The following is a 5,525-nucleotide window of genomic DNA, read 5'->3' on the forward strand; positions in this document are numbered from 1 at the left end:
AAGGACATGCGGTTCATGGCCAACAAGTTCGTGTTCGACGGCGTTCGAGGCGTGCTGATGACCTGGGGTGGAGCCTTTCCGGTCGATCGCGAGAAGCCCAGTATTCTCACCTGTCGTCACAGCCTCGAGGTGCTGCGCGGCGGCTCTGACCTCTGTGTCTTCCCGGAGGGACGCCTGGCCGATGAGCACAAGGACGGCCGCATCGGCGCCATCAAGAAAGGGCCTGCCGCCTTTGCGCTCAAGTCTGGCGTCGACCACGTCGTGCCCATGGCCATCCACTACGCGCCCAACACCCAGTCTCGGCTGGGAGAGAAGGCCGTGGGGCTTCTGGCAGCCACTGCAGTGACCGCTGCGGGTGTCGCGGCTGCGGCCTGCGGATCGCCTGCGGCTCAGACCGCGGCTTGCGCCGTCGTCACCGGAATGGTGAGTGCTTTCGTGGTGGGTCGAGCAGCGCATCGCGTGACGCCGGAGCCCGAGTGGAACAACCAGTGGCCCAAGTACATCGAGATGCTTCGCTGGGGGGCCGCCGCCGGCGCCGTCGGCGCGCTCGCCGGCGCTTTCGCCCTGCCGCACGCGGCGCTGCCGCTGATGAGCGCTGCAGCGGGCCTGGCCACGGTGCTCACGAATCGCGCCTGGGCGAACCGCGATGTGGCACACGTCAAGATCGCCCCTCCCATCGCGCTCGACGCCTATCGCGATCAGACAGCCGCCGAAGGTCCGGAAAAGGGACTGAAGCGCAAAGCGTCGATACGCCAGCTCACCGTCGATCTCCACCGCGCCATGGGCCACGCCAAGGCCGAGCTGACCGGCGTGCCCTACGACGACAGCGCGGAGAAGTTCCAAGGCACCATCAAGGAGACCCTTCGTATCTCCCCTTCCTCGGCATGACCCTCACTCACCCCGTCGTTCTCGTGCCGTCTCCTTCCCCAACGGCGCACTTTATATAGAGAGGACCCCCGCCCATGATCACCATCTCTGGCTCCCCCGTCCCGATGAAGACGCCAACGAGCGCTTCGGTCTCGAGCGCTGAGCAGCCGCCCGCGGAGAGCGCAGCCCTCGCGCCTTCCGAGACGTCTGTCCAGACATCATCGCAGCGCGACATCTTCGCCGCCGACCACGATCCAACGAAAGACGGTCGCCCGCTTCCTCCGCCCGGATATCGCGGTATCGATCCCGCCCCCACGCCGCTCATCCACAAAGCGGTCACCGCGGTGTGCGCGGGCGCGGGCCTGTGGACCCTCACCAACATCGCGACCCAGATCGCGGGGCTGCCCGCGGCCGGTGCCGCGCTTGCCGTGGCGGGGAGCGCCGCCGCGGCCACCGCCGCCTGGGCCCTCACCGATGCGGGAAGCGGGGCCTTTCACTTCCTGGTCGACAACTACGGCAGTCCGAAGACGCCGGTCGTGGGCAAGATGATCCGTGAGTTCCAGGAGCACCACGTCAAGCCGTGGGACCTCGAGGAGGTCTCCGTGTGGAGCAACTGCGCCCAGGCTGGCCAGGTGCTCGGCCCCGCACTGCTCGCGGTGGCCTACGCCAATCCGCACTACCTCGTGCAGGCGGCGGCTCTGTCTGTTCTCACCGCCGGGTACTTCGCGCAGGCGTCGCACCGCTGGGCGCACATGGGCGAACGCGTTGCGAAACCGGTCAAGATGCTGCAGAACGTCGGCGTCTTCCAGAACAAGAAGGCACACGACGCGCATCACGCCCAGCCCGTCGGAACCTACTGCATCGTCAACGGCATGGCCAACCCGCTGCTCGATCGTCTCAATGTCTGGCGCAAGGCCGAGTACGTCATCCACAAGGCGACCGGCGTCGAGCCGAACACCTGGTTCGATCCCGAGATCAAGAAGAAGGCCTTGGGACAGAGCACGCCGGCGGAGTACCTCGATCCGGTGAAGCGTCAGGAAGGACGCCGCGCGTTCTGGAAGGGCATGCTCACCAAGATCGATGCCTGGCGCGCTGACGACAAGCCGAAAGCCGAGTAGGCACCGCAGTCTCGGCGAACTCAGGGAACGCAGAGCAGGGCCGCCTCGAAAGGCGGCCCCTGTCTCAGCGGGGGGAGGGCTCGCCTCACGACGGGCAGAATCCAGTCGCATCTGAGCAGGGAGCAGACTCGATGTCGTTCGCAGGGAATCGATGGTGTGCGCTCGGGGTCACGCTCATCACCGCACTCGGGCTGCTGGCCGGAGCGCCGGGGGCATGGGCTGATGGAGAGGCGTCCGGTCGCGTGGTCAAGGTACAGCCCGACCTGGGAACGGCTGGCGTGAACCTTGATGGCGGTGACGCGCCACAGCTGCGCGACGTGTATCGCATCGAGCGAGATGGCCGCCCCATCGGCGAAGCGATGGTCTGCAAGGTCGCCGGGCGCAGCGTCACGCTGATGCCCAAGGCGCAGTGCGGCGCACTCAGGGTGGGCGACAGTGCGGTGTTCCTGCGCCACGCGGCCACCAGCTCGGCCACGCTCGCCTCGGTCGCGAGCACGTCTCCTCCGGCCTCTTTGCCGAGCATCGCCGGGGGGAGCGCCGCAACGCCGCCCGGATGGGTGCGCTTCTCCTTGCCCGAGGGCGCTGCGTCCGTGGCCATGCCGGTGCAGCCCACGCGTCGGCAGGGGGCTACGTCGGGCCGCGGTATCTCTGTCTGCAAAGACCCGGTCACCGGCGTCTTCTACGGGTTCTCGTGTTCAGGAGACGTTCCCCAGGCTCCCCCGGGCGCCAGCCGCAAGGCGCATGAGGATGCCTTGATCCGTGAGGCACAGGCCCTCCTTCCCACACAGCTGGACCTGCACGTGTCCGAGTCGCATCGCGTGGAGGTCAACGGGTTCGCCGCCTTGTGGATCGATGGTGCTCAGGGCAACGAGATGCCCATGATCGCCTGCCTGGCTCTCGGCGCCAGGAACATGTACGTCCTGCTGGTGGGGAACGGGAGCAGCAGCACGTTGACGTCCAGCATGAATGCCTACCTGCGCACCTTCGCTGAGTCGCGCTAGGTGAGGGGAGCGTCTCGACGTGGCGCTTCTCGGCCCGGTACCGAGGCAGGCCCCGCTCAGACGCCACCGCCGAAGAACGCGCTGTCACCGCCGCCACAGGCCGAGAGGAACAGCCACCGTCAGCGCCCGCCTCGGCGCGAAGAGATTGGTTCGCTTGAAGCTGCACGGCGGGCTCCTTCGCCTGCTCCGGCGAAGCCGCGCAAACTCGGGCGACGCTAGGCCTATCGGAGGATAGACAGATTGATGGTTGCACGGTATAACTTGGATACTGAAAGACCTGTGAATCCCTGCCCCCCGCCTTCACAGCGACCGAACCCGCCCAAAGACTTCGAGAGACCGAGACATCGATGAACACGAACCGCTTCCTTCGCACTGCTCTTCCCCGGCTGATCTCCCTCCTGCTCAGCATCACGCTGCTCACGGGCTGCGGAGGCGGGCCGAGCGGAACGACCGGCGGCACCGCCACTCCCGCGACGACCTCCGCAGGCGCGGCTTCGACTGCGAGTGTGGCCAAGAGCGATGGTCAGACCGATTTCGTGCGGGTGGCCCCGACCGCTGAGAGCGCGCCGACGACGGCCTCTGGCAATCTCAAGGTCCTCATCCGATATGCCTCGAGCGCAAGCAAGAGCGACGAGTCGCTCATCGCGTCGAAGGGCGGCACGGTGAAGTTCCGCGCGCGCTTCGTCGACGTGATCGCCGCCGAGGTGCCTCCGAGCGCGCTCAGCGCGCTGCGCAGCGACGCCCGCGTGTCGGCCATCGAGCCCGACCTCGAGATCAGCGCGCTGCAGACCTCTACCGAGCTCGCCAACACCTGGGGCGTGGTCAAGATCGGCGCCGACAAGGTCGCGGCCAGCGGCAATCGCGGCACCGGCATCAAGGTGGCCGTCATCGACACGGGTGTCGACTACCGCCACTCCGAGCTCGCGGCGAACTACGCCGGCGGCTACGACTTCGTCAACAAGGACGCCGACCCGCTCGACGACAACGGGCACGGTACGCACTGCGCGGGAACCATCGCCGCCGCCGCCAACGGAGCCGGTGTGGTGGGCGTCGCTCCGGAAGCGCGCATCTACGCGCTCAAGGTGCTCGACTCCACGGGCAGCGGCAACTTCAGCAATGTCATCGCCGCGCTGCAGTGGTGCGTCGACAACGGCATCCAGGTGACGAGCAACAGCTACGGGGCGTCGAGCAACCCGGGCACCACCGTCGAAGACGCGTTCCGCAAGGCTGAGGCGGCGGGCATCCTGAACCTCTGCGCTGCCGGCAACAACGGCACTGCTGCGGGCACCGAAGACAACATCAACTACCCCGCGCGCTACGCCAGCTGCATCGCGGTGGGTGCCACCGACTCGAGCAACAACCGCGCGTCATTCTCGTGCACGGGCCCCAAGCTCGAGGTGATGGCGCCGGGCGTGTCGATCTACTCGACCGTGCCGGGCGGCGGCTACGCCACCTACAGCGGCACCTCGATGGCCACGCCGCACGTGTCTGGCGTGGTTGCCCTGGCCCTCAAGGCGGGCTATCCTGCCGCTCAGGTGCGGTCTCGCCTGCAGCAGTTCGTGCTCGATCTGGGCGCTTCTGGCTTCGACAACCAGTACGGATACGGCCTGACACAGGCTTCGGGCGTGGCGGACACGGGGGCGACGAACACGGCGCCCGCGGTCACCATCCAGTCGCCCACCGCAAACGCCACGTTCTCGAGCGGTTCCACCATCACGTTCAGCGGCTCGGCCTCTGACCAGCAAGACGGCAACCTCTCGGCGTCCCTGCGCTGGGTGGTCAATGGAACGACCTACACCGGCGCCTCCTTCACAGCGGCGCTTCCGGACGGCACCTACACCGCCACGGCCAGCGCCACTGACGCGGGTGGCCTTACGGGCAGCGCGTCGGTCACCTTCACCGTCGCCAACGCGGCGCCGAAGGTGACCATCACGGCACCGGCAAACAATGCGTCGTTCGCCTCCGGCGCGAGCATCACGTTCAGCGGAACGGCCACCGACGCTGAAGACGGTGCGCTGACCTCGAAGCTGGTGTGGACCATCGGCAGCACCATCATCGGCACGGGCGGAAGCTTCGCGACGGCCACGCTCGCGAACGGTACCTACACCGTCGTGGCGACGGCCACCGATTCGAAGGGAAAGAGCGGTACCGCCTCCATCACGATCAAGGTCGGCGCCCCAGCGCTCAGCGTGAGCGTCGGCACCGACAAGGCCTCCTACGTCAGCAAGAACACGGCCACCATCACGACCACGGTCAGGTCGGCTGGCGCGTACGTGGCGAGCGCCAATGTCACCGTGACCCTGCGCACGGCGAACGGTCGACTCTACACGGCCACCGGAACTACGTCGACGACCGGCGCGGTCTCGCTCAGGTACACCGTGAACGCTTCCATCGACGGGCGAGGAACCTACACGGTGACCTCGACGGCGAGCAAGACCGGCTACACGGCGGGCTCGGGCACGACCTCGTTCGACGTGACGCAGTAGCACGCACCTCAAAACCCGTCACAAGCCAGGAAGCGGAATGAGCGCGCTCATTC

The 5,525-nt window shown here is 67.2% G+C and carries 4 protein-coding genes; all 4 read left to right on the top strand.

Features of this window, described 5'->3' with window-relative positions; all coding sequences use genetic code 11:
- Positions 1-888, top strand: an 888-nt coding sequence (locus EB084_18490) for a 1-acyl-sn-glycerol-3-phosphate acyltransferase (GenBank protein NDD30250.1), incomplete at its 5' end; no start/stop codon positions are given.
- A gap of 74 nt (positions 889-962) precedes the next feature.
- Entirely contained in the window at positions 963-1,985 is a 1,023-nt protein-coding gene (locus EB084_18495; GenBank protein ID NDD30251.1) for a hypothetical protein, read from the top strand.
- A 131-nt stretch (positions 1,986-2,116) separates the two neighbouring features.
- Positions 2,117-2,986 (top strand): hypothetical protein, encoded by an 870-nt coding sequence (locus EB084_18500; GenBank protein NDD30252.1) that lies wholly within the window; start codon positions 2,117-2,119, stop codon positions 2,984-2,986.
- Positions 2,987-3,333: 347 nt separating this feature from the next.
- The gene (locus EB084_18505; protein NDD30253.1) at positions 3,334-5,472 is read left to right on the top strand and encodes a hypothetical protein; all 2,139 of its coding nucleotides are present in this window, start codon (positions 3,334-3,336) and stop codon (positions 5,470-5,472) included.
- Positions 5,473-5,525: the final 53 nt, after the last annotated feature.

Source organism: Pseudomonadota bacterium, from assembly GCA_010028905.1.
Taxonomy (GTDB): domain Bacteria; phylum Vulcanimicrobiota; class Xenobia; order RGZZ01; family RGZZ01; genus RGZZ01.